General features: G+C 39.4%; 42 protein-coding genes. 2 read left to right on the plus strand and 40 right to left on the minus strand.

The window, feature by feature from the left end:
- Positions 1–30 precede the first annotated feature (30 nt).
- The 27 genes from JI665_RS08195 to JI665_RS08325 all read right to left on the minus strand — a co-directional run bounded on the left by JI665_RS08195 (position 31) and on the right by JI665_RS08325 (position 18,010).
- Positions 31–1,332: a hypothetical protein gene (locus JI665_RS08195; protein WP_206838590.1), complete on the minus strand. Its 1,302-nt coding sequence runs from the start codon at positions 1,330–1,332 to the stop codon at positions 31–33.
- Positions 1,333–1,430: 98 nt separating this feature from the next.
- Positions 1,431–3,404: a hypothetical protein gene (locus JI665_RS08200; protein ID WP_206838593.1), complete on the minus strand. Its 1,974-nt coding sequence runs from the start codon at positions 3,402–3,404 to the stop codon at positions 1,431–1,433.
- Entirely contained in the window at positions 3,405–3,767 is a 363-nt protein-coding gene (locus JI665_RS08205; protein ID WP_206838595.1) for a hypothetical protein, read from the minus strand.
- Entirely contained in the window at positions 3,767–4,141 is a 375-nt protein-coding gene (locus JI665_RS08210) for a hypothetical protein (RefSeq protein WP_206838597.1), read from the minus strand. Before JI665_RS08210 ends, JI665_RS08205 begins: the two co-directional genes overlap by 1 nt.
- A gap of 187 nt (positions 4,142–4,328) precedes the next feature.
- A complete protein-coding gene (locus tag JI665_RS08215; RefSeq protein ID WP_244671126.1) occupies positions 4,329–5,018 on the minus strand; it encodes a N4-gp56 family major capsid protein in 690 nt (229 codons plus the stop codon).
- 159 nt (positions 5,019–5,177) lie between these two features.
- Positions 5,178–5,981, minus strand: coding sequence for a hypothetical protein (locus JI665_RS08220; protein ID WP_206838603.1), 804 nt, complete (start codon positions 5,979–5,981; stop codon positions 5,178–5,180).
- Between the two features lie 73 nt (positions 5,982–6,054).
- The gene (locus tag JI665_RS08225) at positions 6,055–7,851 is read right to left on the minus strand and encodes a hypothetical protein (protein WP_206838605.1); all 1,797 of its coding nucleotides are present in this window, start codon (positions 7,849–7,851) and stop codon (positions 6,055–6,057) included.
- Entirely contained in the window at positions 7,848–8,072 is a 225-nt protein-coding gene (locus JI665_RS08230) for a hypothetical protein (RefSeq protein WP_206838608.1), read from the minus strand. The genes JI665_RS08225 and JI665_RS08230 overlap by 4 nt, the downstream gene beginning before the upstream one ends.
- A 195-nt stretch (positions 8,073–8,267) precedes the next feature.
- Entirely contained in the window at positions 8,268–9,626 is a 1,359-nt protein-coding gene (locus tag JI665_RS08235) for a PBSX family phage terminase large subunit (RefSeq protein WP_206838611.1), read from the minus strand.
- Positions 9,601–10,023 (minus strand): hypothetical protein, encoded by a 423-nt coding sequence (locus tag JI665_RS08240; RefSeq protein ID WP_206838614.1) that lies wholly within the window; start codon positions 10,021–10,023, stop codon positions 9,601–9,603. Before JI665_RS08240 ends, JI665_RS08235 begins: the two co-directional genes overlap by 26 nt.
- Positions 10,024–10,033: 10 nt before the next feature.
- The gene (locus JI665_RS08245; RefSeq protein ID WP_206838618.1) at positions 10,034–11,284 is read right to left on the minus strand and encodes a helix-turn-helix domain-containing protein; all 1,251 of its coding nucleotides are present in this window, start codon (positions 11,282–11,284) and stop codon (positions 10,034–10,036) included.
- Between the two features lie 309 nt (positions 11,285–11,593).
- Entirely contained in the window at positions 11,594–11,893 is a 300-nt protein-coding gene (locus JI665_RS08250) for a hypothetical protein (protein WP_206838621.1), read from the minus strand.
- Between the two features lie 25 nt (positions 11,894–11,918).
- Positions 11,919–12,338, minus strand: coding sequence for a DNA-binding response regulator (locus tag JI665_RS08255; RefSeq protein WP_206838624.1), 420 nt, complete (start codon positions 12,336–12,338; stop codon positions 11,919–11,921).
- A complete protein-coding gene (locus tag JI665_RS08260; protein WP_312886151.1) occupies positions 12,338–12,670 on the minus strand; it encodes a hypothetical protein in 333 nt (110 codons plus the stop codon). The genes JI665_RS08255 and JI665_RS08260 overlap by 1 nt, the downstream gene beginning before the upstream one ends.
- Positions 12,667–13,176: a crossover junction endodeoxyribonuclease RuvC gene (locus JI665_RS08265; RefSeq protein ID WP_206838627.1), complete on the minus strand. Its 510-nt coding sequence runs from the start codon at positions 13,174–13,176 to the stop codon at positions 12,667–12,669. Before JI665_RS08265 ends, JI665_RS08260 begins: the two co-directional genes overlap by 4 nt.
- Before the next feature lies 1 nt (position 13,177).
- Complete coding sequence (locus tag JI665_RS29190) at positions 13,178–13,279, minus strand: hypothetical protein (protein ID WP_414635267.1); 102 nt, start codon at positions 13,277–13,279, stop codon at positions 13,178–13,180.
- Between the two features lie 25 nt (positions 13,280–13,304).
- The gene (locus JI665_RS08275) at positions 13,305–13,631 is read right to left on the minus strand and encodes a nucleoside triphosphate pyrophosphohydrolase family protein (RefSeq protein WP_206838630.1); all 327 of its coding nucleotides are present in this window, start codon (positions 13,629–13,631) and stop codon (positions 13,305–13,307) included.
- A 2-nt stretch (positions 13,632–13,633) separates the two neighbouring features.
- Positions 13,634–14,161: a hypothetical protein gene (locus tag JI665_RS08280; RefSeq protein WP_206838632.1), complete on the minus strand. Its 528-nt coding sequence runs from the start codon at positions 14,159–14,161 to the stop codon at positions 13,634–13,636.
- Positions 14,162–14,256: 95 nt separating this feature from the next.
- Positions 14,257–14,688 carry a single-stranded DNA-binding protein gene (ssb, locus tag JI665_RS08285; RefSeq protein WP_206838635.1) on the minus strand — a complete coding sequence of 144 codons (432 nt, stop codon included), beginning with the start codon at positions 14,686–14,688 and terminating at the stop codon, positions 14,257–14,259.
- 13 nt (positions 14,689–14,701) lie between these two features.
- Positions 14,702–14,887 carry a hypothetical protein gene (locus JI665_RS08290; protein WP_206838636.1) on the minus strand — a complete coding sequence of 62 codons (186 nt, stop codon included), beginning with the start codon at positions 14,885–14,887 and terminating at the stop codon, positions 14,702–14,704.
- 177 nt (positions 14,888–15,064) lie between these two features.
- Positions 15,065–15,382 carry a hypothetical protein gene (locus JI665_RS08295; RefSeq protein ID WP_206838639.1) on the minus strand — a complete coding sequence of 106 codons (318 nt, stop codon included), beginning with the start codon at positions 15,380–15,382 and terminating at the stop codon, positions 15,065–15,067.
- Positions 15,383–15,667 (minus strand): hypothetical protein, encoded by a 285-nt coding sequence (locus tag JI665_RS08300; protein ID WP_206838641.1) that lies wholly within the window; start codon positions 15,665–15,667, stop codon positions 15,383–15,385.
- 137 nt (positions 15,668–15,804) lie between these two features.
- Positions 15,805–16,005: a hypothetical protein gene (locus JI665_RS08305; protein ID WP_206838645.1), complete on the minus strand. Its 201-nt coding sequence runs from the start codon at positions 16,003–16,005 to the stop codon at positions 15,805–15,807.
- 11 nt (positions 16,006–16,016) lie between these two features.
- Positions 16,017–16,805: an ATP-binding protein gene (locus tag JI665_RS08310; RefSeq protein ID WP_206838647.1), complete on the minus strand. Its 789-nt coding sequence runs from the start codon at positions 16,803–16,805 to the stop codon at positions 16,017–16,019.
- Positions 16,744–17,433 carry a conserved phage C-terminal domain-containing protein gene (locus JI665_RS08315; RefSeq protein WP_206838648.1) on the minus strand — a complete coding sequence of 230 codons (690 nt, stop codon included), beginning with the start codon at positions 17,431–17,433 and terminating at the stop codon, positions 16,744–16,746. The genes JI665_RS08310 and JI665_RS08315 overlap by 62 nt, the downstream gene beginning before the upstream one ends.
- Before the next feature lie 98 nt (positions 17,434–17,531).
- Complete coding sequence (locus JI665_RS08320; RefSeq protein ID WP_206838650.1) at positions 17,532–17,786, minus strand: hypothetical protein; 255 nt, start codon at positions 17,784–17,786, stop codon at positions 17,532–17,534.
- Positions 17,787–17,854: 68 nt separating this feature from the next.
- Complete coding sequence (locus JI665_RS08325; protein WP_206838651.1) at positions 17,855–18,010, minus strand: toxin-antitoxin system HicB family antitoxin; 156 nt, start codon at positions 18,008–18,010, stop codon at positions 17,855–17,857.
- 128 nt (positions 18,011–18,138) lie between these two features.
- Between JI665_RS08325 and JI665_RS08330 the strand changes: the two genes are divergently transcribed.
- Together JI665_RS08330 and JI665_RS08335 are read left to right on the plus strand one after the other, a co-directional pair.
- Positions 18,139–18,300: an Arc family DNA-binding protein gene (locus JI665_RS08330; RefSeq protein WP_206838652.1), complete on the plus strand. Its 162-nt coding sequence runs from the start codon at positions 18,139–18,141 to the stop codon at positions 18,298–18,300.
- Between the two features lie 59 nt (positions 18,301–18,359).
- Positions 18,360–18,557, plus strand: a complete 198-nt coding sequence (locus tag JI665_RS08335; protein WP_206838653.1) for a hypothetical protein — start codon at positions 18,360–18,362, stop codon at positions 18,555–18,557.
- A 46-nt stretch (positions 18,558–18,603) separates the two neighbouring features.
- On the opposite strand, the gene JI665_RS08340 is transcribed toward JI665_RS08335, so the two are convergent.
- From JI665_RS08340 to JI665_RS08400, 13 genes are all read right to left on the minus strand, one after another.
- Positions 18,604–18,765 carry a hypothetical protein gene (locus JI665_RS08340; RefSeq protein WP_206838654.1) on the minus strand — a complete coding sequence of 54 codons (162 nt, stop codon included), beginning with the start codon at positions 18,763–18,765 and terminating at the stop codon, positions 18,604–18,606.
- A gap of 42 nt (positions 18,766–18,807) precedes the next feature.
- Positions 18,808–19,224, minus strand: coding sequence for a hypothetical protein (locus JI665_RS08345; protein WP_206838655.1), 417 nt, complete (start codon positions 19,222–19,224; stop codon positions 18,808–18,810).
- A 35-nt stretch (positions 19,225–19,259) separates the two neighbouring features.
- Positions 19,260–19,520, minus strand: coding sequence for a hypothetical protein (locus tag JI665_RS08350; protein ID WP_206838656.1), 261 nt, complete (start codon positions 19,518–19,520; stop codon positions 19,260–19,262).
- A 191-nt stretch (positions 19,521–19,711) separates the two neighbouring features.
- Positions 19,712–19,957 carry a hypothetical protein gene (locus JI665_RS08355; RefSeq protein WP_206838657.1) on the minus strand — a complete coding sequence of 82 codons (246 nt, stop codon included), beginning with the start codon at positions 19,955–19,957 and terminating at the stop codon, positions 19,712–19,714.
- 44 nt (positions 19,958–20,001) lie between these two features.
- Positions 20,002–20,322 (minus strand): zinc-finger-containing protein, encoded by a 321-nt coding sequence (locus JI665_RS08360; RefSeq protein WP_206838660.1) that lies wholly within the window; start codon positions 20,320–20,322, stop codon positions 20,002–20,004.
- Positions 20,319–20,585: a hypothetical protein gene (locus tag JI665_RS08365; RefSeq protein ID WP_206838663.1), complete on the minus strand. Its 267-nt coding sequence runs from the start codon at positions 20,583–20,585 to the stop codon at positions 20,319–20,321. Before JI665_RS08365 ends, JI665_RS08360 begins: the two co-directional genes overlap by 4 nt.
- Positions 20,586–20,659: 74 nt before the next feature.
- Complete coding sequence (locus tag JI665_RS08370) at positions 20,660–20,908, minus strand: DUF6440 family protein (protein ID WP_206838666.1); 249 nt, start codon at positions 20,906–20,908, stop codon at positions 20,660–20,662.
- A 188-nt stretch (positions 20,909–21,096) separates the two neighbouring features.
- Entirely contained in the window at positions 21,097–21,321 is a 225-nt protein-coding gene (locus JI665_RS08375) for a hypothetical protein (protein ID WP_206838668.1), read from the minus strand.
- Between the two features lie 13 nt (positions 21,322–21,334).
- Positions 21,335–21,979 (minus strand): ERF family protein, encoded by a 645-nt coding sequence (locus tag JI665_RS08380; protein WP_206838669.1) that lies wholly within the window; start codon positions 21,977–21,979, stop codon positions 21,335–21,337.
- On the minus strand, positions 21,972–22,118 hold the full coding sequence (locus JI665_RS08385; RefSeq protein ID WP_206838670.1) for a hypothetical protein: 147 nt from the start codon (positions 22,116–22,118) through the stop codon (positions 21,972–21,974). The genes JI665_RS08380 and JI665_RS08385 overlap by 8 nt, the downstream gene beginning before the upstream one ends.
- A gap of 58 nt (positions 22,119–22,176) precedes the next feature.
- Complete coding sequence (locus JI665_RS08390; protein WP_206838672.1) at positions 22,177–22,356, minus strand: hypothetical protein; 180 nt, start codon at positions 22,354–22,356, stop codon at positions 22,177–22,179.
- Positions 22,331–22,558 carry a hypothetical protein gene (locus JI665_RS08395; protein ID WP_206838674.1) on the minus strand — a complete coding sequence of 76 codons (228 nt, stop codon included), beginning with the start codon at positions 22,556–22,558 and terminating at the stop codon, positions 22,331–22,333. The genes JI665_RS08390 and JI665_RS08395 overlap by 26 nt, the downstream gene beginning before the upstream one ends.
- On the minus strand, positions 22,551–22,826 hold the full coding sequence (locus JI665_RS08400; RefSeq protein ID WP_206838676.1) for a hypothetical protein: 276 nt from the start codon (positions 22,824–22,826) through the stop codon (positions 22,551–22,553). The genes JI665_RS08395 and JI665_RS08400 overlap by 8 nt, the downstream gene beginning before the upstream one ends.
- Positions 22,827–22,918 lie beyond the last annotated feature (92 nt).

Consider the following 22,918-nt stretch of genomic DNA (forward strand, 5'->3'; position numbering starts at 1 on the left):
TGAGATTACTTATTGCGCATTATCTTCCGATTATGCAATTTTTGTTTTTGTTTCATCATCTTGAAGTGCGTTTCTTTTTTCTTGTACATAAACACTTAAAAACTGAAGTGTTAGGCCTATTAATACCCACAATATAACTGACGATCTATTCAAGGTTAAAACCGGTGCCCCGAGCCCTCCAACAATTGTCAATAAAACTAAGCAGAAGAAAAACTTAAATTCGGGACGTTTATAGGCGTAGAAATAAAATTGATACACACTCCACAAAAGTGCGCATAAGAGCAAAACATACAATCCAAGCGCTAATATTCCACCGCTGCTAAACATATGGAAGAAAGCACTATCGTATATTTCTTGTGACCCTAAACCTTCCCCCATCAAAGGGGATTCCCTCATTATTCGCTCGAAATATTGATTTTGTTGTGAATCTCCGCTCCCGTATCTCCCTGCCGTTAATAAGGTTAAGATTCCCTGTTGCTGATAATTCGAACTGTCAAAAAGCCTGAATAAGTAGTTGATTCCATCCCAGGTCTTGGTCAGATATAAATAAATTGGTGTAAAGATACCAGCAAACAGAATGGCTAACTTGAATAATTGACCTCTTATTGCCTTAACTGAAAAAGCATATAAGATAAAGAGCGCCAATCCGAAAATGACAAATACCTTTGAAACCGACAAGGAGCCGCCAATTATTAATAGAATCAAAGTAAATATGTTTCTTATCTTTAGTTTCTTTTTTGAGACATCCATTAAATATGTCCAGACGAATAAACCCAAGGAATAAGCTACCCCAGATTCTATTGGCTGATTGAAAACTCCGCTGTATCTTCCCATCTGTGCAGCTCTGTGGGCGACAGAGTCAGCCCCCCTCCAGAAATACTGATTAATCACTGTTAAATCAATAAAGAAACTGAGGAAAATCCATAAGGTATTTAAGGATAATAGTATCAAAAGCCATCTACCAGCTTTGCTTAACAGTTGTTCCGTTTGCAAAGCATCTTGTTTGCGCAATACTAAAGCAAAAAATGCTATTAAAAATACAGGCTGTAAGAAGTTTTTAATCTCGGCAACGAATGAGCTTGTACTCATTGAACCTCCATATATCAAGGTTCTAAAAAATAGGTAAGCAAACAAACCCACCCAAATAACAAAAAGGTTCATCAAGTTTTTATGCGCGACGATCTCCTTCCTACTAAACAGCAAAAGAATATATAAAAAACCACCCAAGAAAATAACAACACTATCCACTTTTAAACCTAGCGAAATAGAAATATAGGGACCAAAGGATGATATAAGTAGTAAAAAAATCAATTTATCGGTGAATGTTTTCATAATTCTCTCCATTCCATCAAAATACAATTACTACTATATCATTATAAAATTGGAAATTAAACCTTATTTAAAGCAAACAGTAAAGATGTTTTGGTGTATTAGTTACCAGTCAACGCTCGACATTCTAACCAATCAGTATTCAACACATTCCCGCTACCTGTTGTTAATCTTTTCCACCCTAAAACAATATATTTACTTCCGGCTGTACCTAATTCAGAAGGATTAGTATTGATACCGTAATCCCCTTTTCTCCAATTTCCTGTTGTCGGCATAGCATTTGTATTAAAAGTTCGGGCGAGGTAAATATCAAAAGACTGGTTTTCCTTACCTGTTACTGAAGAGAATCTAAAGCGAAAAGGTTCGATAATATTTGTTTTACACCCTACAAAAGATATATCGTTAAATGTACCGTTGTCTTTGTAGTTTGCTGCGTTATTAATACCATGAACACAGTTTTTTATTTGTATATTGTTAAATGAAAACTTAGATAGGTTTAGTCCTGTCGGGAAATCAACCCCATAATCAAAACCATCAATTTCTATATTGTTTAACTCAACCGTACCATTTTGGTCATTACGACTTATATACAATGCTTTGTGCAAATCGGTTGAAAGTATTCCTGATGTTTGGGAAATTCCTCGATAAGGGCCAAATATTCGCACGTTTTCCATTTTATTGACTTTAGCGAAAGCAAACCAAAGTTTGTAACCAGAGATAACCGATCCATCAGGAATATATATCGTTGAGTCTTTCATGGAGAAGAAATCTAACACATTATAATTACTCACATATCCTTTTAAGGCTGAACCGTGTCCATTTACAGATATAGCATTATCGAAGTTTGCTTGTTTTTCTGAAACAGTATTGGATACGACTTTAATGAACTTATCTCGAATTGCCAAACTCCTTAAACCAACATCATGCCATGCTTCAAATCCTCCTGAAAAATAGCAACCCTCAATTAAATCATAACGCCCACGAAATTTATTTGCCGTTTCATCTCCATAAGAATGACAATTGTAATGGTAAGCATCAAAAGTAGTTTGGTGGCTATCATACCCTGCGTAGCATTCATACGCTTTTCCATCTCTAACAGTTATGCCTTGTGCTCCCCCTGTAGGCGCTGCTGCATGCCTACATCTTACTGCTATAGGGTTTAACAACGTTACTCCTACTGCTCCAGCAGTTGGCATAACTCCATATGAAAGGTACTCAAATTTAGGATTTTTAAACACTGTATCAACCGCGTACTGAACGCGGAATCCGTGCATTGTGCCACCGGTTTGATTAGGGTCAAACCCTCCCGTTGAAGTTTCACCCTGGTATTTTCTATTTCGGTTCACTATTTTTACATTTTCAACCTCAAAACCACTACTGTACATAACGTCACCGAAAAACCCATCGAACTCACCGGACACGGTTAAGTTTGAGATTTTAACCTTACCAACTTTGTATCCTTTGATCGTTACATCAGTAGATGTAAAGTTTAGAGGTACAGGTCTGTCAAATGTCACCTCATTACCTGCGATTCCTGTAATAATCGCTGAGTGGTTTCTCTTGATGGCGTATGCAGTCTCTTCCATGTTGTCTACATTACTAGTGAAAGTGATTAACTGCCCTATCTGAACTCCTGCCGCACTTGCTAATGACACTCTCCTACTTCCTTCAGGAATTGAAGCTGTAGGTACTGTTGTGAATAAAGCAGTATTTGAACAAGTAAAAAACTTTCCTGTACAGTGTATTTCAGTTACATCAATACCCATCCCGATAATGTTTACATTTTTGTTTGCTGGGATTGAGAGAGAAGACGTTTTATACTTACCTTTAGGGAGATAAATATATATTTCATTACCATTATTGAAAGAATTAGTGAACGCTGTGGAATTATCTGTACCCACTGTTCCATCCCAATCAGCTTTTCCCCCGTACTCTTCAATTGACCCGATATTCTTCGATGTTTCCGCCAACTGCGCATCAATTGTGTCCATATTCTTAGACATTTCCGTGATGGTATCTTGCTTTTTATCTTCTTTATTCCATTTATATAAATTAAGATTCTGTGTGAAATCCATTTAATCACCCCAATTCTGGCTTAAATCATCATCAGACCAAACAGAAGGCTGTGTACCCGCATCAGGCAATGCGTTAGTTTTATATAACTTGGTGCCGTGTGCAAATAAGAACTCTCTGGATCCATCCTGTTTAGGAAACACGAACATACCGTTTACGCTACCTTCTCCGATACTTTGAGGAATCACCCTTCTATAGCCTGTTCTCTTTATTAAAGCCCCTCGCTCGTCCGTGTGCATGTTCAGCATATCCGGGCTTTGTGAGTTATCTATTTGAGTAGGTGTAACCGATAGGTTAATCCCTTTAAAAGGCTCAATACGCATTAATGGAGGACTAGGAACCTGCCTGGTTTGCATTTGTGCCATTACTGCATACCTCCCAACACATCTAATACATCAGTGATTGGCTCAATAGCAGTAAGAGTTTTCCTCTTTAGCTCGTCATATCGGGCATTGAAATATGAAGCTGTATTTATATCCTCTGTCAATAGAAGATGTGCAGCTAACCCATACGGCAAAACAGTGATTGCAATACGGTCCGCCACCTTTAATGATTGAGTTAAATCGGTGATAACTTCCGGTTCCTGTGATGCTGGCAACAATTCGGTTTGGAGTTGTGTAAGGATGGTCTTTGCCCTTGATTCGTAATATTTTGGTGTATCTGGAACGATTTCTCCCGCTTCGGTTACTTCATCAATCAGGACCAATGCCATGTCATACACTTGCTTTGCTGTTACCACACAATCACCCCCTAATTACAAATAAAAAAGGGGCAGACGATTGCCTACCCCCTCATGATTACTTCTTCTTCGTGTCTTTGACTTCTTTTAAGCCGGCATTGCGAAATGCAGCTTCCTGAATTTCATCACGAGCAATAACTGTTTGCCCATTTTCCGCTTGGAATACTTTACTCATTTAAATCACTCCTTAGATTGTTGCGTTTTTGTGAGCGAAGATAGCATTCTTTTTATTTTCAAGAACAAACGCATCATAACGCTTGCGGCCTTCTACTAACCATCCGTTGATACCAGGAGGGTTGTCGTGAGTTTTGTAATCTTCTAGCTTTTGAGCTGCAACTGTAGCAACTGGATGAACCATGATAAATTCATGGTTAGCTGGAAGGTACACAGAAGGAACTTTAACAATTTTCACTCCGTCTACTTCCCCAACTTGACCATTGATCAGCATTTTCTGACCAAGTTCAGAAGCTTTGATGAATGAGTTATCCAACTTTAAGAAGTTGTAGAAAGATGGTCTTACAAAGGCAATACGACCTGTAGCCGGTACTTTGTCCTCATCCAACGCTTCACCCGCTTCCAATAGGGAAGAATAAGCATTCGTTGCTGTAATATCTACTGATGCAGTATGTCCGTTTGCGATAGCTGCAGCAGACATAGCAGCAAGACGGTAAACGTCAATTTCAGGTACGATAACTTCATCAATCTGACGGGCAAGAGCCTTACCAGCCTGCATAACCATTTGTGTATCCTGGTGGTTTGCACGGTCAATTGTGAACGTAAATGAACGGTCACGAGTAAGAGTCATTGTCTGTACTGTGTTATCCAGTTCAGCAGCCGTACCATAACGGGAAAGACCTGTTTTAGTGTAGTTGTTCATCGCTACAGTTGGGATAGAGTAAACGTTAATGCTATTTACGCCATTCCAATCATACTCACGGTTTACCGCTGATTCTGTTAGGGATTTAAGTTTGAAACGCTCGTCTACTTTTTGGCTATATTTAGATGCTAAGTTTACTGCCATTGATTAAACACTCCTTTAAATTGAATTGAAGCCACGCATAAAGTCATCCTCTGATGCTGTTTCCGTGCTGCCATGAGCCGTAACACCCTGCACAGGCGCTTTCTTTGCGTTTTCTTCATTCTGTTTTATTGTTTTTATTTGAGATTGCAACTGATTGCTGTGATGCTCCATGAAGGCATACTTTAACGGAACGCCTTTTTCATTCATTTCCCATACTTCCTTCGGGATCTGGTCACTGTTCGGATCAAAGTCTTTGCCGTTAGCCTGACGGTAGTAGTCGAAAAACTCTTTGTATTCAGCACTTTTCTTTTCTTCCTCTACCTTGGCTTGCTCTTTAGATTTGATTTCCTCCCGCATTTTGCGCGTTTCCAGGATTTCCTTGGCTAATTCTTCTGGGATATTCTGCTGAATCAGCTCGTTAAGCTTCTCCTGCTCCTTATACTCCTGTACAGCTTGTAGATACTGCTCTGTGGTCATTCCCTGCTCTTTGGCTAATTCCTCGACAAAGGATAAACGTGGATCACTTTCAAGCGCTTGTAAACGTTCCTGCACCTTGTCATAGTTCAAACCTTTTTGAGCAAGTTCCCTGGCTGTATCTTCGTCAAGATCCATTTCCTCTTTGTTATATTTAACTTTGAGGAAGGCTTGACGCTGTTCCTCTTGTTGCTGTTCGGTTAATTCTTCTGTCTGTTCGGTTTCTTCGACTGAATCAAGAGATTCCTCAAAAGATTCCTCACTAACAGTTTCCTGTGCTTCTTCTGCCTCTGGTGGGGCTGCTTCGAAATCATCAGGTAAAATTACATCATCATTTTCAAACATTTCATTTCCTCCTTGCCTATGGTTGGGCAATTTTGAACAGTTTAACGTCATATTCAGGACAAAATAAAAACACCTACTGTTGAGGTGCTTGCTGTGGTTGCTGCATTTGACTTATAATCTTCTGCTGTACTTCTGGTGGTGCGTTAAAGAACGCTTGTTGTTCCTCTGGTGACAGCTGCATCACCAATTCTTCCGGGTCCATCATGCCTTCTTGCATTACTTGCTGCTGTTCAGCCATTTGCATTTTCTCTTTAATATCCGCTATCAATTCCTCTTTCTGCGGGATATATTCAGTCGGCACACGTTCTAAATAGTTGATAATGTCAATGTGCTGATTGTTAAGAAGGGCATCAAGTGTCTGAACACTCGCAATCTCTGACCAGTAAGAAGATTCACCAACATCAGCCCGGACATCTAGGAAAGCATCTTTAAACTGGCCGAAATCAAAGTTGATGACTTGTTTCTCACCATCTACATCCATTGTTAAAGGGCGTTCACCGTAATAAGTACCCATCATGTCAAAGAGAATCTTGCCTATATCCTCTATCCATTCATATAGATTAGATTTAGGATTCTCTAACGGAATAGCCGTGGACTTTTGCACCGCTATAATGGCTGATGTATTCTTAGGGTCAATCTGTCCTAATGCAGCATCACTGACTCCTAGCATTTCTTTTGTATATTGCATGGCTAATTCAAGCGTTTGGATAATCTGCCCGCTCATGTTACCTGGTTCAAGGTAACCGGCTAGGTTTTTAATGTTCTGTTCAGGACCCATTCCGCGAATGCCAATAGCTGTACCAATTTGATTATCCCAACCACTTAGCATATCAGCGTTATATACCGCCTTAGGGAAGGCTGTCATCATTAAGTGATACATAACCATAGCAAACATACGGTTAATAAATATCTGATTCGGAAGAATCCCTGTGCACAGCGCTCTGCCGTGGTATTGATTCTTCTGTTTCTCCCAATTCATCCAGGCTAACGGGTAATGAGTAAGCTCTGTATCAATATCTTTGTAGATATAAGCGTTTTGAACACTTTTAGATACCGTTACCGATATAACTTCTTCTGTAACAGGCTTGCCTTCATCATCTAAGACAGGATTCCCTTGTTCATCCTTTACTTGTCGCTTAACCTTTTTCTTACGGTAAACGATAATATACAAGGCCTTTCCGTAATCATCAGCTTCTACTTCAATTTCACCACTGTCGCCAGCTTGGTATTGGTATTCAGCATCAGAATTGATCTGGTCAACCTCTTGCTCACTCTGTTTATAGCGTTTAGCTTCATCCTTTAGATTCTGCACCATATCTCGACCTGAAATAATGATATAAGGCTGTGCTTCGACATTAGAGTTATTTGCATTACCAAAGAACACGTTCACTCCATCGACTATTTCTAAGCAAATCTCGCCCTTTGTAGCGTTCTTAGAGCCAAACGGCTGTTTTGTCATATCGAAAATAAAATGTGCTGCTGCATCTCCAGTAATTGCCGCATCAAACAGCGCTTGTTTGATTTTGAAGTCAAACTTGAATTTCTCCAACAAGTTTTGCACCTGTGCATTAGCTATTTCTGCAAGGCTTGGAGTGTTTACATCAGGATTCCTTGGTACATTTAGCAAATCTTCAAAGTGTATCTTCGTTTTAGATGAGGTAAGAGAAGCCACCTGGAATGTGATAACCCGCTTAATAATATTGAATACAGGCTTCGGCATGTTATCCGCTTTAAGGTTACGCCATTGATCACCTTCGAAGAAGGCTAAGTTGGCATCCACTGTATCGTAATAACTAGGTGTTAATCGGTCATTGTACGTCTTACCGGCTAAATACAACGCCCAATCCTTCGTTATATTAGAATCGCTCATTCATCTGTCACCTTCTTCCGCTGTAGGGCTATGTCAGTGTCATAACTCATAATGTCTTTGAAATACTTATCAAAGTCTTTTATCTTCTGCTGCTCTGTTGCATCCACTTCAACCGATTGAACAGGAGGTTTCTTCTGACCCATCCGGTAGCCGGTGTATAGCACAGCTCCTAACACAGCAAAAAAGACCACTCCGGAGAGCAGCCCTAAAATGTATTCCATATCATTCACCGTCCTCTTGGCTAATCGTTATCTCTCCCATATATTCAACATTCTCGTTGTAGGATGAACTTTCACAATTAGGGCAGGAACCGCTATAAGGGTAGTGAGGAAGGCTTTCAACTAAATATAATAAATCGCATCTTCCACATTTATATTTACGAACTTTAATTCTGAATTTCTCCTTCATTTTCTCACCTACCAATCTGTAAATGCTCCTATTTGCGGTTGCCCGCCTGTCATATGCTTAACCGCTTGTGTGTGTCGTTGTGTTGGTGTCAGGTTATCTGGATCATACTTCTCTTTCTTATGATCCTTAAACTTCATAGCTTCATCATTTAACGCATATCGCACCATGTCTATAGCGTGGTTATTTGAATCGGGGAACTTCGCTTTAAAGTTACCATTGGCATCCTTATCCAATTCATAAGTTAAGAACTCCCGGGCTGTATTCGGACACCGCATATCATCTATAAGGATTTCCTCCAGGGATTGAAGGAACTTAACGCCGTATTCAATGGAGTCAGGGCCTTTCTTAGCTCCCTTAACCTTTAACCCATACTGCCTTAACTCATGTATACTCTTTGGTTCAGCAGAATCAGCTATGATAAAGTCATTGTTTTTATTTTCTTCTTTGATATGATCATACGCAGCACGATTAGATAGCCCAACCTGATATAACTCATGAAAGATGTATAACCGCTTCTTCTTACGGTCATAGTGCATCACACCATAAGCTAACGGGTCAATCGCATAACCAAAGTCTATCCCTCGTTTAATGTTCTCGAAGTTAGCTATTTCATCATCGGTTATTGGCCTTATCTTCACGTTGTCAAAGACTTCTCCGCCCGTACCCGTTACATTCCCTAAATACTCATGTTCATAAGCTTTAGGTTTCGTCTGTTTCAGGTGTTCGGCTTCGGTAACGAATATTTGACCTAACCACTCTTTAGGAACGGTTAAATAGTTAGAATGGTGTACTAATCTATCTTTACGAGTTAGCAGCTTTTCAGCATTTACCCAGTTATTAGCTGATTGTGGTGGATTGTAGGAGTAAAATACTCTAAATTCTTCGCCACCACGCATTAAAGACTGGTTAATCATACGAACTTCTTCCATACCGGAAAACTCGTCTAATTCTTCATACCAGATAAATTTAAAGTAACCTTTCTTAACCTTTGCTGATTTAATCTTCTTTGGCTTATCAGCACCACGGAATAATATTTTCTGTCCTGTCGGCTTATAGGTTAAGACTAACTTTGCTTCGGGTATATCCCATTCATGTGTAACTCCCAAGGCTTCTATAGCCCACACAAGCTGCTCATACACTGAATCACGTAAGGTATCTTTGACTTTACGCAGGATCATGGCATTTGCGTTTTCATCTTCCATAATACCTAAAATGATTTCTACACTAATGAATGATGATTTTGTGCTACCACGACCGCCAGAGAGCCAAAAGTGAGTATAATCTCCATCGTGTATATGCCAATGCACATCATAAAAGGAAGGAGCTATAACATTTACTAAGTTAACTGTTGTTTCTTGGGATGTCATTTATAATTCTCACCCCTGTATCTCCGCTGTGTTCGATATTTTGTTTATCCCGCCATTCTTCCGGTTTCCGATTCTTTAACCAAAATATCTGTGCGGTAGTATCAGGAGCAATTTGTTTGATCACTCTCTTTGTCTCAACGCCGCCTTCTATTGTGACTTCGGTAAATTCATATCCCAAAGCACGTTTAAGCAGCGCGTTTTCTACCTGACGATCTACAACCTCTTTACCTCTTTTTAAGGTGTCAGAAATGGAAGTAAATTTCTTTTTCCACTCATTAAGAGTCTGTCTTGCTATCCCCATGTTATAGGCTATTTGTTCCTCTGTGAGTCCATCCCTAGCCCATCCTTCAATCTTAATTAACCCTTCATCTGTTAACCACTCATCATATTTAGCCATTCACCTCACCTCACACGTAATGGATGCTCTTTACAGCTTCCTCTGTATATTCAAATACCTGGAATCGCTTATGTGCTGTTGTATATCCGTAATCATCATGATAATCATCTATTTCATTACCCGTAGGCATCCTTCTAATTAACGCTCCACCTGTATCTAACACTCTCTCATGGTGTAAGTGTCCGGTGAAGATTTCTCTTGTTTTAGCTCTTGCCCACTCTAAAGGAAATTCAGTCGAGAAGTTTTCGGATAGTTTAGCATCTTTCTTCTTATCCCCGTGATTCACCCCTACAAAGTTAAGCCCTAACATATGGACCTTTCTTTCTCTAAATGAATCATCGTATTCAGCCTGTGGGAATCTCGCCTTTAAATACTGTACAAAAGCCCATGACATACTTTCATCATGATTCCCTTTACTGTACATAATCTTTACATTACTTGTTTTTAAGGCTTTCTTTATAATAGGCTCATAGAACATTGCTGCATCTTTCCAGGCTTTAGGAAAGTTAATCTTCCCTATTTCCCTTCCGCTTGCCGTTCTACCTCTAAAATCATCTGTATGGAGCATATCTTGTCCAATGATGAACAATACTTCTTTATACCCTTTATCAAGTAAATGGTATATCTCGGACTGTGTACCTTTATGTGTTTCTAGTGTACTTGGCCCAAAATGCATATCAAAAAGAGGAAGGCTTAAATAAAGCTCTCCCTCTGCTGATTGTCGTTCTATATGGATAGGCTTAATTGCTTTGAGCTTCCTAACTACCTCATCCCAATTCACGCCGTTTACTTTAGGTTTTGCTGTGATCTTACTGCTGTATAATGTCTGGACCTTATCTTCCTTACTGTAGACATTCCAAATATTATTCTTTGCTGTTACAAGCTCCCACTCATTCACATCAAACCCATGTGCCTTTAACAGATACTTAACATCTTTTGCTTGGTTAGCATCCATCTGCAGAAGCTTATCACTTTTATGAGATCCATCTTGTAATATCTCCACAGTCTCTTTATAGCCTGTAGTTGCTATTTCATTTTCTTTCTTAGCCTTATCTCGCCTTATCCTGTTCCTCACGCCATTCCAGGTGAACAGAGTGCCATATGTATGTGTGAGGTGTTCAGCTAATTGACGATAAGACCATTCAGGGTTTTCTTCTTTAAGCTTTTGCAAGTATTCTTTTTCTTCGTCTGTCCAAGTTATATGCTTTTGCACTCTTTCACCATCTTTCTTTTTAAACGACCGGCCCCTCTTTGCCGTCATGTGTCGTTTGTTTTCCCGCCCAAAGGCACACCATAGGTAGTTTGTTCAAGGATTTACTTTGCACCTTTACTCCTACCAAAATAAAAAGACGATACCCGCTCTACCTACGGATACCGCCTTCTTGTCGAATTTTGAAGGATTTACTGCGCCTTCACGCAGACTCTTTTACCGAATACCTATCGTATATGTGGTTTATAGACCATTTTCCGATAGTCTTTATAACTTCATTTTCTCACATCTAGTTACGTATTTCCAAATATGTGCAAAGTGTGCATTTTGGTTCATTGTGTCGCTGTTTCTTCGTACTGTTCACCAACGATTTTTCAAAGTGTCTATAATTCGCTTAAATTGGCTATCAATGCTACTGTGTTCGGGTGGATTAACTTTCTTATGAAGAATATCTATTTCGTACAAGGTCGTTTCAATATTTTCCTTGTCTTGTTCCCGCATTCTTTGTAACTTGTAAATTATTTCTTGTTTGCGTTCACCATCATTAATATGGTGATTTAATCTGTTTTTCAATTGTTCATTTTCTTGAATGGTTTCACAGTATAACTTGTATATTTCTTCCTTAGTTAACAATTCGGTCAAAGGTTTTACTTGTCCCATTTATACCCCTCATTTCCTTCGCTTTTTATGTCCATTCCGCCAAAGCATCCACAATATCATTCCGCATCTCTGTGATCTTCCTTCTGCTTATCCCTAAATGCTTGCTTGTCGCTGTCAGGCTTAACCCATCTAACAGACAATCCAGCACCACCCTTGACCGTTCATCCTTCACCTTGTGAATCCGTTCGTTAATAAAGGTGACTTCCTCTATATACCGATTCAGCCGTTTGCTTTTCTCTGTCCGTCTGATAACCTCATTTTCCAACGCTTTCCCGACTATCCCCTGTGCTGTTGGCATGGCGGCTTCTATTCCGTACTGTGCGCAGCCGTTAAAATCCGTTCCTGTGAGGTATTGGTCTATGCGCTGTATCTCTTTCAGTTTCCAGTGATAGCTTTTGAGTATGTCATATATCTGAAATTTAGAGATTTTAACAGCTGTAGTCACTATAGCACCTCCTGGTATTTGCAAATCGTCTGCAATACAGATGCTTGCGTTTTAACCGCTTCTAAAGCCGATATGCCCGCCTTATATGTGTCCTTGGCTAAATCCCTTTCGAATTTTAAATACGCCACCTTGCCCCTTGCTAAGTCCGGTATAAGGGTAGCCTGCACACCATCTGCTCTTAGCTGCATGATCTCTTTTGCCAACGCTTCTCTATACACACGTTCGAACTCCGCTTTGTTCTTAGCGAGCTTAAATATTTCTTTACTTGCTTTATCTATCCGCTGTGATACCTGGTACATGTCATTAGTTACTGATGTTAATTCGATGCTCACGCAATCACCTTCTTCATTACGTCCATTTGATAAGCTTTTAAACCTTCCTGGTTGTGAATCGCTTTTGCAATTTGGGCCAGCACATAAGCATCCCGCACATTATCCGATGAATGTTCAAAGCCCCATTTCTTATAGATCGGCAGCACCATTTCATCTTTTTTCGTGTTCCCTTTGCCTGTTGCGAATTTTTTCACCGCTGATGGGGCAACCTCATAATAGGTGTATCCATTCCGTATCAGCTCCGCACGTATCAGCCAACCTATGCCGTATTGGGTGGATACTCCTGCACCTCTGGAACCGTAGGAGAAGCCTTCTATGCAAATAACATCATAAAACCACAAGTTGTTAATTACCTTTTTAGCAATGTCCATCATTCTTTTTGGATCTTCTTTTTCTGTGGTGGTTATCTCTTTACTCTCTATAACCTCTCCTTGTTCACTAAGTACAACAATTCCTGTTTTAGTGGATGGGTCTATTCCTACAAACCTTTTTTGAGACCGTTTCATCTCAACCCACCCTTTCTTTATACAATTTATTTAGCTGTTCATCTGTCAGAGACTTTAAGTATTCATGCGAGAAGTTTGTACGCCATTCAAGGACACTAATCATATTGTTCCGTTCCCATCCATCTAGCTTAATCAACACGATTCACCGACCTTTCAGCATTAAACCCATCTGGATACCGTTTCATCAGCTTAGTTACATTCATTGTGGCTACCTGTTCTAATGTGAATCCCGCTAAGTGAGCAAGATTAGCCACATACCACATAACATCCCCTAACTCTTTAGCAAGCTCATGCCGGTTCATTTCATGTCCGTGAAAGACACCCTTCTTGATATGATCTGCAACCTCTCCTGCTTCTCCTGTGATTCCTAGAGCGTAGTTACATAAAGCCTGTGGCTGTGATAGATCCTCGTCATGTGTTCTTTTCGCTAATTCCTGGTATTCATTTAGTTTCACGGTTAAGCCCCCATCTGTTTTCTTAATTTGGCGTACGCTCGATTTAACAACGTATTACCATGCCGTTTGTGAACTCCTATCATTTCAGCGATTTCATACTGTTCATATCCCTGCTGTTCTAATAAGATGGCCCGTTTCTCTATATCCCTTAAGACATGCCAGCTTTTTTCGAGCATGATTTTATTAATGACTGTCCGCTCCACGTTTACAGGTGATTGAAATATCTTGATTTGAAGTTTTTCTTCCAAGGCATCCACATTATCCGGAGCAAGGTTCGCCCGCCTTATGTCTGCTTCTATATCCCGTTTCATTTTCTTAAACTTAGCAATTAGGCACATAATCACGTATGTTTTCAATGTCCTCATGCCGGTTTGAAACTTATCTATTACTCTTATAATCTCAATGTGTCCTATGTGTATAAATTCCTCGTTCGACATTTTTAAGCCATATCGCAGCGTCCCTTCAAGACTTCTGTACGCTTGTTTACCGGCATACATAATAATTCCATCCCACAATTTACGCTTTATCATTTCAACCGCCAACTCCTTCAAAAGAGAAGGAGGGCAGTCTTTGTCGTTATTGGCAATATTCATTAATTGGTCATTCGTTGCTAAGTGCCAGCGCATTAGAAGGGCAAGTCCGAATCATCAATATCTGTTTGACCACCAAAAGGGAAGTCATTCTGTGGCGCATTAGAAGCCCCTCTGTTGCCGTTATTTGGCGCAGGAGAGTTATTGGTCCTAGGCTCTAAAAACTGCACGGATTCTGCCTGTACTTCCGTCACATATACTCGCTTACCGTCCTGTCCCTCGTAGCTGCGTGTCTGGATTCTTCCGTCTACCCCCGCAAGGCTGCCTTTCTTTAGGAAGTTAGCCACGTTTTCAGCTGGCTTTCTCCATACGACACAGTTAATGAAATCTGTTTCCTGTTCTCCCTGTGAATTTTTAAAGTTGCGATTTACTGCCAGGGTAAAAGATGCTGTTGGTACTCCGTTTGGTGTATATCTAAGGTCAGGATCCTTTGTTAATCTTCCTACTAGTACGACTCTATTCATCATTTATATTTCCTCCCTATTCATCCTCTAATTTAATTACCGTAATGTAATTCCTTGCGTTCTTCCTTTTGGCGATTCTCCTTTTGTATGTTGGAGTTGTATAAAATTTAACTGTTTCTTTCTTAACTCCCATTTGTTCAGCGCATTCAACTAAAGTTCCAATGCAGATTATCTCTTCGCCTTTATAAACCGCGTAATCCATCCCGAACCTCCGTTCTCTTGTTAAGAACATATATTTACGATAATGTTAACTTGGTGATTTATTGCTTATTTTTCTGTAAAGACTAAATAAGTTAGTAGGCCTCTGATTGCTTTTTGAACTTTATATCTTCTTCATCCATGAAATATAGAGGACCATATCTAAATAACTTCATCACGTTCATTTTCCCGTCCCCTTTATCGTTAATAATTCTAATGCCGTCCGTACACACGCTTTAGGGTTCTCAACTTCCATAGCTATTTCCAATATCTCTATTACCTGAGCTTTCCTGTCCTTTTCGCATTGGTGGTATTTCAAGAAATCAGCTATTTCTTCATCCATCATTTCATCCCATGCATAAGGGAGAGAATGATGTAATGGTGTATTGTATTTTCCGATTCCTACATCATCCTGGCTGTAGGTGACCTTCTCCATATTCCGCAGCACTTTGTCGCTTACTTCATGCCTTGTATCTTCTTCAAAATTTATGTTAGGCATTTACCAAATCCTCCACTCTCTAGGCTTTATCCGTTCTTTATGAATCCGATCCAGAGCAAGCATTAACACCGCTACAGCTGACCTTCCCATTTCATCCGCTATTTCTTTTATTGGCTTGTCTTTTTCCCATAGCCAGTCAAACTCTTTAATTTCAGAAGGAGCCCAAAACCACTCTGTATCTTCTATATCTTCTAAGGCTGTATAAATAACGTTGCGTTTAAGTCGTAAGTAATAATTCTCGATGTGACCCGCTGCCATTTTGTCCCGTGTTCTTTGACTTCTCACGTTTTTGTCTCAACCTTTCTCTAAGATCAATTAATTCCGCTAACCAATCTTCTCTGCTTATTTCGATGCAGGAACATGGCATTAACTGCCACGCTCCCGGGAATACTTCTTTGTACCGTTTACCGTTTCCGCTACATTTAGAACAAGTCATAATTTTCTCCGAAGTCCTCTAAATGTTCTTCTATTGCTTCTTGCAAAGTTTGTGTGAATTCATAATCATCATGAAGCCTTTCGGTTAATTCTTCTATCTGACCTTTAGCAAACTGCCAACGACCTTCCGTCTCTAAAATTTCTAATTCGTGTTTAATCACTAACTTGTAAGCTGTTCTTAAATCCATTTCCATTCCTCCTACTTAAAAGCTTGTAATCTATAATTATCTCCATCCATTTTGATAGCTTTACAGTTTTGCACCATCCGAGAAAAATCTCGTTCACCGTACATGTTCAGCAATTCTTTTCCAGAGAAGTTAGTTGTATAAATAGTGGCTTGTCCTATTCGACTGTCCACGATTTCATATATCTTTCGTTTGGCCCACGATACGCCACCATCATCGTTTTTAGTACGCTCGACACCTAAATCATCAAGGATTAATAAATCAACTCTCTGCAAGGCTTTAAGGAGCTCTAATTCAGTTGTTTGACTGTTCTTGTTGTATGTAGCCTGGAGTTCAGTCATTAACCTTGGAAGTGATATGAAGATACAAGTATATTTCTGATTCATAACCTCTTTTGAGATAGCTGCTGCAATATGGCTCTTTCCTAATCCCGGTCTACCTGTAAAGACTAAGCCGGTTGTCTTATCGAAGTTATAGGCGTAATCCTTTGCCAACTGTAAGGCTTCATTCTGTGATTCATTCTGTGGTTTGTAGTTATCAAAGGTTGCCTGTTCTAAATCCCGATTCATTAGGCTGTTTTTCCGGAAGGAAGAGAGGAGCTCATTCACTTCTCTGTTTGCGATCCACTCCCCTACTTCTTTTGCTACCTTTTTATCTTCTGGTGCAATCAGTTCACAGTAGTAGCAATATTCCTTCCCTTCCTTAAAAACATATTTCCGTTTACAATCAGGGCAACGATTATCAGAAACCGAAATCGTACTTAGCTTTGTCTTCAGCATCGAAGGAATCCCAATCGAATCCATCCTTGCCACTTCCCTTCTGATTCAGGTAGCCCTCAAATTTAGTTCCGAACAATGTTTCAGGTCGTAAGAAGTTTTTCATCTTATTGTCGCTAACCCACTCTTTAACTTTCTTGTCGATAACCGTTTTAAAGTTTTCTAAAGTGAAACCTTCTTTAAACCTGGCTTTAATAAGCTGCTGTGTTTTCTTAGTGGTATGTCTAAAGGAAGTATTAGCCGCTTCGTTGAGATAGGTAACTATCTCGACATAAGGTATATATTCTTTTGTATTATTCTTTGTATTATTAATATCTGTATTATTATCTTTAAACTTTTCTTTAATAGGGGTCGTTAACTTTTCTTTGATAGGGTCATTAACTATTCTTAAGTACCTATTAAAGATTTCTTTAGTACCCTCCTTGTATTGCATTTCAGAAGATACATATCCCTTTTCTACAAGCTGATTAATCCACTTGGAAACAGAAACTTTGCTCACCCCGTACAACTCGGAAAAGTAAGAATTACTGGCCCAGCAGTAACCTTTTTCGTTGCATAGGGCCGTAATCTCACCATAAAGAAGTTTTGCGTTTGGTGTTAACTCCGAATCGTAACGAATGTTAGCCGGGATGATCGCATAGTAATTTTTTTGCAAATTATTTTCACTTCCCGTGCATATTTTTATACAATTGTGGTAATATGTTAGTATCAAATATTTTTCGGTGTTCCGACTGTTGGCGCAGTCGGGCTTTTTTATATCCTGATTAATTCCTCTAAACGCTTTTCAATCCGCTCCAGATCACTTAACAACTCTCCAATTGTTTCCGCATTAGACTTCATCAGTTCATGTTTGACAAGGAATTTAACCGCCTGTTGCAGCTTTGAAAAGTACCCTAATGGTTTGTATCCCTCCACTCCTTTATCATCAAATTTCCCGTTGTATTGCTTCACAATGAATTGTCTTTCATCTGATTCAACAAAAAGCTTGTCCTCGATTTGAATTTTCATTTTACTAACCTCCTAAAAATATTTTTGCATCATTCTGAATCTTTTTGGTGTCACTTGCGTACACTGAATTAAGAAATCTTTTCAGCACGGATCGCCTTATGAAGAATCATGGTGATGTAAGCATTTTGAGTAAGTCCTAAACTATCAGCCTCTTTTTCTACTTTCTGGCTAAGTTCAGCATTTAAGCGCAAAGTAAAGGATTTTCGCTTGTCATTGTTTGTCATCTTAGTGACGTCACCCCCTGTTTCTATAGTACCATTTTTAGCCACCGACGTCAATTGTCTTTACAAGTCATTAATCATGTTTTATAATGGTGTCATGTGGACATCAAAAACATAAAGGAGCAATGAAAATGAGTGAACAAAAACGCTTTACACTAAGAATGGATTCGGACTTATTTAAGGTTATCGAGCAAAGAGCTGCTGAAAACAAACGCTCTATTGCTAAGGAGATCGAGTTCCTCCTGGAGCAGCATATCAAAGAAGAAAACAAGGACTCCGAATCATCAAACTAATCACCTCTTATCAATCTAATATCGTATTACGAAAACTTATTAAAAAAGGAGAATACACAATGGCCCATATTCGTAAGGATTCAAGCAAACCAACTACTACAATTTCTTTAGAGGAAAAGCTTTTAGCAATGGTGGAGGATTACCGTTTCGCTAAGAGAAAGGAAAACCGTTCCGCTGCTATCGCTGATCTACTTAAAATGGGATTAAAATATGCAGAGTTAGTTGAGAAAAAGAAAGCTAGTAGGATGTCCGTATAAATTGCCGGGCGTCCTTTTTTATTGCGCTTTTTTATCGAATTGTTCATTAATGTTTTCGTAAACTTTCCCTGTTGATTCCTTCAAGCCTTTTATCAAATTCTCTTTCTGTTATCTTCCTTAATCGCTTGTTTTCACAATAAGCAACATGTTCAAACAGTTCATTATTAGACATATTTGCAACGGTTTTTTTCAGCAACCTTTTTTTCAAAAAAACTCACTCCTTTACTGCGCTTTTTATGTCTACTGTTCATTAACTTCCTTTTGCCCTTTTCGTAACGTCCACCGGATGGGATATAGCTTTCTCAATCGTCCACCCTCTGCGAACTCTGGTTCTGACTGTTCCAACGCTGATGCCGTTTGCTTCTGCAATGGATAATTTGTCTCTGGGTATCATGGCTTTTCTTAATTGGCCTATAGGCATGGATGCAGCTTCTTTAGGGGTTTTGCCGATATATAACCGTTGCAGGAATTGCTGCTTGTTAATCCCGTTTACTTCGGCTACCTCCCGCCATTCTTCCCACTTCTTTAGGTTGTCCCTTTTCATGACAGGTGTGTTGATCGTTCGTTCCCTGGACCAACCGTAATCATAGAATCTGCTGTAAGCTGTGCATCTGCCTATGCCGTTTGCTGCTGCTATTTGATAATCGGAATCCTGTAGGTACTCCATGTTCACCATCCCTTATTACGTTGGTTTATTATTCACTAACGATATTTCTTGTTGTAGTTAAAATTTGTGTAATTAAAATGAATATGACCTAAATCTAATTGCCAGTCTAAGCAGGAATCTTTCGGGTTTCCTTTCTTAGCTCCATTTGTGCGAATTCCCCATCTACGCTTGATATTAATATCAGGATCATTCCCGTACTCCTTTAAATTCATTTTTCGTATGTGTTTGAAATTGCGTATAGTAATATTCTTATTGCCCTTATCAAACCAAATATTTAACCAGGTATCTTTAGCCACTTAAAAACCTCCGTTATATGTGTCAATTGTTCATCAAAATCTCTTTCAACTGCATGATCACTTGCGCTTTCCTTTTCACCGGCAAACCGTTCTTCTGCCATCTGCAAAAGGATTGGTGAGAATAGCCTACTAAGCTATAAATCTTTTCTTTTCCTAAACCTGTGGAAAGTGAAACGGTTTCCAAGATCTCCTTAAAGTGCTGTGCGTTCATTGTTTACACTCTCCCCTATTGATAATCTAGCCACCCATACAGAATGTGACGTATTATCCTGGTACTGATACCGTCCGTAATAGGAGCGCTTGTACACCTTACCGTCGTGGTGGAGCTGTTTCTTGGCTTTAAGGATAAATCCGCGGTCTGTCAGGTCTTTAATTGCTTGATTAATTTCGTTTTCCCGCTGGCGAGTGATGGTGATCTCATTGAATCTCTGTCTCATACGCTGATACCTCTGTAATCTTTGACCTTTTCAATTAATTCAAGTCATTGCTCTTCATTAAACATGCCGATATGTGCCTTTTCTGCTGGCAAATTCATTGCTTTCTGCATCCAAACATAAGCTGAGGTGCGACTCATTTGTTTTTTCTTCGATTTCCATAATGGGTCAAATAGCGAATGAGCACACTTTCTAAGCGATCTTAACTTCGGGTTAGCCATTGTACCTAAAGGAGTTTTAGAACGTCCGTGAGTGCCTACATAAGCGTTACATGGCTTACAGGAATAAACGTTAGTTCCATAATCTTTACCGTAAAATTCTTTTGTGGTTAAAAACTTTGCTTCGTTTCCGCAATATGGACAATTCATCCGTTAATCACCCCACTAAACAACAATGCCAGGATAAAGCCCATGAATATATAAGGTAAGATGATCCATACCGGACGAGTGTGGTCGATAAAAACAGACACTTCATCATCTGTTATTTCTATCTGCTTACCTTCTTCCTGCATCTTCCTTAATTGCATCTGTATAACAGGCTTAGAAAGCCCGTATTGGCGCGAAAGGGTGTCTATGCTGTATGTACCTTGCTGCTCGATTTGACTGTATAATTTGGCTCGTAAAGGCTGCATATATTATCTCTCCCTTATTGGAAGGGGCTAACAAATGGTTAACCCCTTGTTTCGCTTTTTTATCGTATTGCACATTAATCACAATCCATAACTCCGCTAGATTTATATAAAGGTGACATAGCCGTTGTTCTATAATTCCCTTGCCCGTCATCGACAAAAATGTATTTGCACCCTGTCTCTGAATCAGTGATAATATTTATATACTGAGCATCAATACCATTAAACCTTTCCTCGCCTACAGGAACTACGTTTACAGTTGTTCTGTCAACACAACCAACCATCATAACACTTCCTAGCGCTAGTACAGATAGAATCTTTTTCAACTTCATCAATCTCCTTCCTTCACTATTTGTGCCTACTCTATTAATGCACGTCTTCCAGACAATCCTCACATACGCTAATTACGTCATTTTCTTTATAAGGGTTAACTGTATTTACTCCTTTTGTTTCCTTGTCACACAAAGAACAATTAATCATTATCCGATTCTCCTCCTTATTGCATATTTTATGTCTACTGTTCAGTCATCATATATTTAAAAGTCTTTGCCATTTCATCAATCTTTCCGTTAAAGAAATGGTGCAAATAGTGCCTATTCGCTGCTACTGCCCGTTCTAACTGTTCATCCAGTGAAACAATTTCCTCTATGAGTTCGTCTACTAGTCGGAGTTCATCTGCGTTTATGTTTGGAGAGAGGGCGAAGCATTGTCTGATGATGAGTAAATCTTCTTCTCTCATGTTGATCGCTCCCTTATGCTGATTGATTTTCTTTCTTAGCAGCCGTAATCCAGCTGTTCACTTTAGCCATGACAGACTTAGCTTCTTTAGAAGTTAATAACGTAATATCCTCAATTCCAAGAGCCTGATAAACATCTGCATCCGTTTTACTCCTAAGTTGAGCAAACTCCAGGACTTTAGTTTTTAATGCTCCAACTTCTTTAGCTGAAATAGGGTCAGGTTTGCGGTAAGTCTGCGCCTTCTCTTGGAATGAATCCGGATCATCTTTATCTGTGGCAATATTGAACTGTTTAAGAATGAAGTATTTTTCCGCATACGTAAGACTTTTCCCCACACCTTTTTCTCCACTATCGACACCTTGACCGTACCAAGGGCATACAATTGTTTCTTCTGGCTTATCAGCATTAACCCATGTAAATTCAATGTCTAACTCTGTCATGTATTCCTTTGCGCCTTTACTTGTCTTGCCTTCAATCAAGTTGTGATTTAACACCTTGCAAATAAGCAACAATCCTAATTCATCCATCTTCGCTCTGACGGATGCTAATACTTGCGAGCTGCCTGTATATTGGTATTGATGGCCTTGAGACTCTTTTTTTAGGTATGGAACCGACTTCCTAACCTCGATTAACTTTTGGTAAATGTTTAACTCAGACATATTGCTCAACCTCCTTAATCTGAACGTCTGATCCCGTTCGCTGCCATTCCATTACTGTTGCGAAGGGAATTTCTCTTACGCTGTCGCCTGTTGGGAGAAAGTATTTATTGTGAATGTGAAATACTGTAATTGCGTTCATTGGACAAACCTCCTATAATAAGGGTGTAAGTTTTGAAAAGGGCTGCTGCTTGGCGGTGTCAGCCCTCTATTCGTTGGATTATTTCCTCGTATTCCTCAACTAACCGCTGCTCTTTCTTATTACAATCCTCTAGAGTTTTGATGCTTTCTCTATGGCTCTGGATTTTCATTTCATTTTCTTCAATTTGTTTGATGTGATAATCCAAATCCTTCTTAATGCGTTGCAAAGCTCCGCTCATGGATGCGACCCTCCCATAAAACCGTTATCCCGCTTAAATCGTGGCAACGTGTAAAACCCTCCATAACTGAATCAATCCAATTTAGGTCTGCCCCATTATCAAATTCAAGCTGAAACTTTTCGTATATTTCATCTGCATCAGGGAGAACACCGTCATTTTCATACCTGTCATTGATATAGGCCCAGATGTAATTTCTAAGCATATTTATCAATCCTTTGACCGATGTGTACAGAGCCTGAAAGGTCAACATCTTCAATTAGATAACCTTTAAACTGTTCACTTTTGATTTTGTTCGCTAACACAAGAATCTCTTTGGCTAACTCGTGTGTGTCGTCTACTACATGCATTGCACCTTGCTTAAAAATAGTTGAAGTTTTATCATCATCTTTCTTTGTTGCTACTTCCAGATGTGTGTTTAGCTTCATTTCTAATCTCCAGGCCAGGTAAGCTAATTTGGTTTGGTCAGTCATTTTGATTCCTCCTTAAAACAAGCTTCGCAATACCTTTTACCAGCAACCTCAATTATCTTTTCGTTATATCCGAAGATTCCTTCGCAAACCGC

It is taken from the genome of Bacillus sp. NTK034, assembly GCF_017303275.1.
In the GTDB taxonomy this organism is placed as follows: domain Bacteria; phylum Bacillota; class Bacilli; order Bacillales; family Cytobacillaceae; genus Cytobacillus.

Excerpts from the sequence above, each read along its gene's own strand:
- JI665_RS08225 (WP_206838605.1), bottom strand. The coding sequence starts at position 7,851 with ATGAGCGATTCTAATATAACGAAGGATTGGGCGTTGTATTTAGCCGGT.
- JI665_RS08365 (WP_206838663.1), bottom strand. The coding sequence starts at position 20,585 with ATGCAGCCTTTACGAGCCAAATTATACAGTCAAATCGAGCAGCAAGGT.
- JI665_RS08335 (WP_206838653.1), top strand. The coding sequence starts at position 18,360 with ATGGCCCATATTCGTAAGGATTCAAGCAAACCAACTACTACAATTTCT.
- JI665_RS08205 (WP_206838595.1), bottom strand. The coding sequence starts at position 3,767 with ATGGCACAAATGCAAACCAGGCAGGTTCCTAGTCCTCCATTAATGCGT.
- JI665_RS08325 (WP_206838651.1), bottom strand. The coding sequence starts at position 18,010 with ATGACAAACAATGACAAGCGAAAATCCTTTACTTTGCGCTTAAATGCT.
- JI665_RS08360 (WP_206838660.1), bottom strand. The coding sequence starts at position 20,322 with ATGAATTGTCCATATTGCGGAAACGAAGCAAAGTTTTTAACCACAAAA.
- JI665_RS08290 (WP_206838636.1), bottom strand. The coding sequence starts at position 14,887 with ATGGATTACGCGGTTTATAAAGGCGAAGAGATAATCTGCATTGGAACT.
- JI665_RS08330 (WP_206838652.1), top strand. The coding sequence starts at position 18,139 with ATGAGTGAACAAAAACGCTTTACACTAAGAATGGATTCGGACTTATTT.
- JI665_RS08280 (WP_206838632.1), bottom strand. The coding sequence starts at position 14,161 with ATGATAAAGCGTAAATTGTGGGATGGAATTATTATGTATGCCGGTAAA.
- JI665_RS08385 (WP_206838670.1), bottom strand. The coding sequence starts at position 22,118 with ATGAACGCAATTACAGTATTTCACATTCACAATAAATACTTTCTCCCA.
- JI665_RS08230 (WP_206838608.1), bottom strand. The coding sequence starts at position 8,072 with ATGGAATACATTTTAGGGCTGCTCTCCGGAGTGGTCTTTTTTGCTGTG.
- JI665_RS08195 (WP_206838590.1), bottom strand. The coding sequence starts at position 1,332 with ATGAAAACATTCACCGATAAATTGATTTTTTTACTACTTATATCATCC.
- JI665_RS08220 (WP_206838603.1), bottom strand. The coding sequence starts at position 5,981 with ATGTTTGAAAATGATGATGTAATTTTACCTGATGATTTCGAAGCAGCC.
- JI665_RS08250 (WP_206838621.1), bottom strand. The coding sequence starts at position 11,893 with ATGGGACAAGTAAAACCTTTGACCGAATTGTTAACTAAGGAAGAAATA.
- JI665_RS08395 (WP_206838674.1), bottom strand. The coding sequence starts at position 22,558 with ATGCTTAGAAATTACATCTGGGCCTATATCAATGACAGGTATGAAAAT.
- JI665_RS08390 (WP_206838672.1), bottom strand. The coding sequence starts at position 22,356 with ATGAGCGGAGCTTTGCAACGCATTAAGAAGGATTTGGATTATCACATC.
- JI665_RS29190 (WP_414635267.1), bottom strand. The coding sequence starts at position 13,279 with ATGATTAGTGTCCTTGAATGGCGTACAAACTTCTCGCATGAATACTTA.
- JI665_RS08355 (WP_206838657.1), bottom strand. The coding sequence starts at position 19,957 with ATGAGACAGAGATTCAATGAGATCACCATCACTCGCCAGCGGGAAAAC.
- ssb (WP_206838635.1), bottom strand. The coding sequence starts at position 14,688 with ATGATGAATAGAGTCGTACTAGTAGGAAGATTAACAAAGGATCCTGAC.
- JI665_RS08400 (WP_206838676.1), bottom strand. The coding sequence starts at position 22,826 with ATGACTGACCAAACCAAATTAGCTTACCTGGCCTGGAGATTAGAAATG.
- JI665_RS08380 (WP_206838669.1), bottom strand. The coding sequence starts at position 21,979 with ATGTCTGAGTTAAACATTTACCAAAAGTTAATCGAGGTTAGGAAGTCG.
- JI665_RS08245 (WP_206838618.1), bottom strand. The coding sequence starts at position 11,284 with ATGACGGCAAAGAGGGGCCGGTCGTTTAAAAAGAAAGATGGTGAAAGA.
- JI665_RS08375 (WP_206838668.1), bottom strand. The coding sequence starts at position 21,321 with ATGAGAGAAGAAGATTTACTCATCATCAGACAATGCTTCGCCCTCTCT.
- JI665_RS08305 (WP_206838645.1), bottom strand. The coding sequence starts at position 16,005 with ATGGATTTAAGAACAGCTTACAAGTTAGTGATTAAACACGAATTAGAA.
- JI665_RS08320 (WP_206838650.1), bottom strand. The coding sequence starts at position 17,786 with ATGAAAATTCAAATCGAGGACAAGCTTTTTGTTGAATCAGATGAAAGA.
- JI665_RS08240 (WP_206838614.1), bottom strand. The coding sequence starts at position 10,023 with ATGGCTAAATATGATGAGTGGTTAACAGATGAAGGGTTAATTAAGATT.
- JI665_RS08215 (WP_244671126.1), bottom strand. The coding sequence starts at position 5,018 with ATGAACAACTACACTAAAACAGGTCTTTCCCGTTATGGTACGGCTGCT.
- JI665_RS08310 (WP_206838647.1), bottom strand. The coding sequence starts at position 16,805 with ATGGATTCGATTGGGATTCCTTCGATGCTGAAGACAAAGCTAAGTACG.
- JI665_RS08345 (WP_206838655.1), bottom strand. The coding sequence starts at position 19,224 with ATGGAGTACCTACAGGATTCCGATTATCAAATAGCAGCAGCAAACGGC.
- JI665_RS08265 (WP_206838627.1), bottom strand. The coding sequence starts at position 13,176 with ATGAAACGGTCTCAAAAAAGGTTTGTAGGAATAGACCCATCCACTAAA.
- JI665_RS08235 (WP_206838611.1), bottom strand. The coding sequence starts at position 9,626 with ATGACATCCCAAGAAACAACAGTTAACTTAGTAAATGTTATAGCTCCT.
- JI665_RS08295 (WP_206838639.1), bottom strand. The coding sequence starts at position 15,382 with ATGCCTAACATAAATTTTGAAGAAGATACAAGGCATGAAGTAAGCGAC.
- JI665_RS08200 (WP_206838593.1), bottom strand. The coding sequence starts at position 3,404 with ATGGATTTCACACAGAATCTTAATTTATATAAATGGAATAAAGAAGAT.